Origin of the sequence: Streptomyces phaeochromogenes (assembly GCF_001418655.1) — a bacterium.
Taxonomy (GTDB): domain Bacteria; phylum Actinomycetota; class Actinomycetes; order Streptomycetales; family Streptomycetaceae; genus Streptomyces; species Streptomyces phaeochromogenes.
Window position 1 is genome coordinate 1 of the sequence record NZ_LIQZ01000501.1, and the last position, 3,200, is coordinate 3,200.

Sequence of the window (3,200 nt, forward strand, 5' to 3'; positions counted from 1 at the left end):
CCCCTCCCCCGCCCCAGCTCGCTCCCCGGGATCTCGATCACCTCGATGCCCTGCTTGCGCAGATGCGTGTTGGTGGTCTGGTTCCGCTCGTACGCGACGACGACGCCCGGCTCGACCGCGAGGACGTTACAGCCGTCGTCCCACTGCTCACGCTCGGCGGCGTGCACGTCCTGGGTGGCGGTCAGCACCCGGATCCGGTCGAGCCCCAGCGCGGCGGCGATCGCGCGGTGCATGTGCTCCGGCGGATGGTCGGTGACCTTCAGCTCCTTGTCGCCGACGCCCGGTTCGATGGTGTACGAGCGGAGCATGCCGAGCCCCGCGTACTGGGTGAAGGTGTCGCCGTCGACCATCGTCATCACCGTGTCGAGGTGCATGAGGGCGCGCTTCTTCGGCATGTCGAGCGCCACGATCGTCTGGGCCGAGCCGGTGGCGAACAGTTTGTGCGCGAGCATCTCCACGGCCTGGGGTGTCGTCCGCTCGCTCATCCCGATCAGCACGGCGCCGTTGCCGATCACGAGCACGTCCCCGCCCTCGATGGTGGACGGGTAGTCGGCCTGGCCCTCGGACCACACGTGGAACGCCTCGTCCTGGAACAGCGGATGGTGCCGGTAGATCGCCTCGAAATGCACGGTCTCGCGCTGGCGGGCGGGCCAGCGCATGGCGTTGATGGAGACGCCGTCGTAGATCCAGGCGGAGGTGTCGCGGGTGAAGAGGTGGTTGGGGAGGGGGCCGAGGAGGAAGTCGTCGAGGTCCATGACGTGGAAGCGCACGGAGGTCGGCTCGGGGTGCGCCTCCAGGAACTCCCGCTTGGTCATCCCGCCGACCAGCGCCTCCGCCAGCTCGCCCGCGGGCAGCGCCTCGAAGGAAGCCCTGAGGTGGTCGGTGGCCAGCGGCCCGTACTCCTTCTCGTCGAAGACCCTGTCCAGGACGAGCGATCTGGCCGCCGGGATCGCCAGGGCCTCGGTCAGCAGGTCGCCGAAGAGGTGGACGGTGACTCCGCGGTCGCGGAGCACGTCGGCGAAACCGTCGTGCTCCGCGCGGGCCCTGCGCACCCACAGCACGTCGTCGAAGAGCAGGGCGTCCTTGTTGCTGGGGGTGAGCCTTTTGAGCTCTAGATCCGGCCGGTGCAGGATGACGCGGCGCAGCCGCCCGGCTTCGGAGTCGACGTGGAATCCCATGACTCCATCCTGACCACCGGTGACCGTCTTCACCCCCTGGTCGACCGTTTCCGCGATTTCTCTTTCTCGTCCCCTTGACGATTAGAGAGAGCGGCGATTATCGTCGTACTGACGAAAAATACGGAGGGGGTCGCACACACATGGCCGACATCACCCGGCGCCTGGGCTGGCGCCATCTGCGCGGTGCGCCGACGGCACACGTCCGGCACCACCGGGGCGGCAAGCTGCTGCACGACGGGCCGGGACTCAGCTTCTGGTTCCGCGCGCTCACGGCGGCAGTGTCCGAAGTGCCGGTCGACGACCGGGAGTTGGCGATGACCTTCCACGCCCGTACGTCCGACTTCCAGGACGTGGCGGTGCAGGCGACGGTCACCTACCGGGTCAGCGACCCGGCACTCGCCGCCGCCCGGCTGGACTTCTCCATCGACCCGGACAGCGGAGTGTGGCGGGGCGCGCCACTGGAACAGCTGGGCACGCTGCTCACGGAGACGGCCCAGCAGCACGCACTCGACGTGCTCGCCCGTACGACGCTGGCGGCGGCCCTCGTCGACGGGGTGGCGGCGGTCCGCGAGCGCGTCGCCGTCGGCCTGGGCGCGGAGCCCCGTCTGCCGGCCACCGGTATCGAGGTGGTCGCGGTGCGCGTGGTGGCGCTGCGCCCGGAGCCCGAGGTGGAGCGCGCCCTGCGCACGCCGGCCCGGGAGCTGATCCAGCAGGAGGCCGACCGGGCCACGTACGAGCGCCGGGCGGTGGCCGTCGAGCGGGAGCGGGCCATCGCCGAGAACGAACTGGACAGCCAGATCGAACTCGCCCGCCGCGAGGAGCAGTTGGTCGACCAGCGCGGCACGAACGCCCGCCGCGAGGCGGAGGAGCACGCGGCTGCGGACGCGGTACGGGCGGGCGCGGAGGCGGCCCGGACGGTACGGCTGGCCGACGCCGAGGCCGCCCGGTCCGTACGGCTCGCCCGTGCGGAGGCCGAGGGTGCGCGTGAGGTGGGCGAGGCACGGGCACAGGCCCAGGCGGCGTGGCTGCGGGTGCACGGCGAGGTGGATGTGGCGACCCTGCACGCCCTCACCGGGACGCGGCTCGCGGAGAACCTGCCGAACATCGAGAGCGTGACGGTGACGCCGGACGTGCTCACCGGGCTGCTCGCCAGGTTCGGGACCGGAGAGCGGGCGTGAGTCTCGCACCGCGGGTCGTGGTGGTCCACCGGACCACGGAGTACACCGAGTTGGTGGCCCACCACGGCACGCACGGACAGGCCGCGTTCTTCCTCTCCTCCCGGGGCCGGGACATCGAGGAGGTCGCCGAGCGCCATCGCCGCACCCGGCGCGCGCTGACCGACGTGACCTCGGCGATTCCGCTGACCTGGCGTCAGACGCTGGTCGAGCGGCGGGACTTGGACCGCTTCCTGTTCGCGCCGGAGGACGTGGTGGTCGTGGTCGGCCAGGACGGTCTGGTGGCGAACGTCGCCAAGTACCTCGCCGGCCAGCCGGTGTTGGGCATCGACGCCGACCCCGGCCGCAACCCGGGCGTCCTGGTCCGGCACCGGCCGGCGGACGCGCCGACGCTGCTTCCGGCGGCCCTCACCAGCACCGTCGACGAACTCACCATGGTCGAGGCCGTCGCCGACGACACGCAGCGGCTGGTCGCGCTCAACGAGATCTATCTCGGCGCGGTCGGACATCAGACGGCCAGGTACCGCCTGGACCTGGCGGGCGACGGGGGTGTCGTCGAGGCCCAGGCATCCTCCGGGGTGCTGGTGGGGACCGGTACCGGGGCGACCGGATGGATCCGGTCGGTGTGGCAGGAGCGGGGCAGCTCCCTGCCCCTGCCACGCCCCACGGAGGACCGCCTGGTGTGGTTCGTCCGCGAGGCATGGCCGTCACCGGCGACCGGCACGTCCCAGGTCGCCGGCCAGCTCTCGGCCTCGTCCCACCTCAGCCTCACCGTCGAGTCCGAACGACTGATCGCGTTCGGGGACGGGATGGAGGGGGACGCGGTGGAGTTGACCTGGGGGCAGAC

3 protein-coding genes are annotated in these 3,200 nt (G+C 71.4%); 2 read left to right on the forward strand and 1 reads right to left on the reverse strand.

All coding sequences use genetic code 11. The features are described from left to right. A partial coding sequence (locus AOK17_RS43940) for an arginine deiminase (RefSeq protein WP_055618254.1) occupies positions 1 to 1,178 on the reverse strand: 1,178 nt, incomplete at its 3' end. 140 nt (positions 1,179 to 1,318) lie between these two features. Here AOK17_RS43940 and AOK17_RS43945 point away from each other — a divergent pair. Both AOK17_RS43945 and AOK17_RS43950 read left to right on the forward strand, forming a co-directional pair. After that, a complete protein-coding gene (locus tag AOK17_RS43945) occupies positions 1,319 to 2,356 on the forward strand; it encodes an SPFH domain-containing protein (RefSeq protein WP_055618255.1) in 1,038 nt (345 codons plus the stop codon). Further along, a partial coding sequence (locus AOK17_RS43950; RefSeq protein ID WP_055618256.1) for an NAD(+)/NADH kinase occupies positions 2,353 to 3,200 on the forward strand: 848 nt, incomplete at its 3' end. The genes AOK17_RS43945 and AOK17_RS43950, both read left to right, overlap by 4 nt.

Coding starts and splice junctions, on each gene's coding strand:
- AOK17_RS43945 (WP_055618255.1), top strand. CDS start 1,319: ATGGCCGACATCACCCGGCGCCTGGGCTGGCGCCATCTGCGCGGTGCG.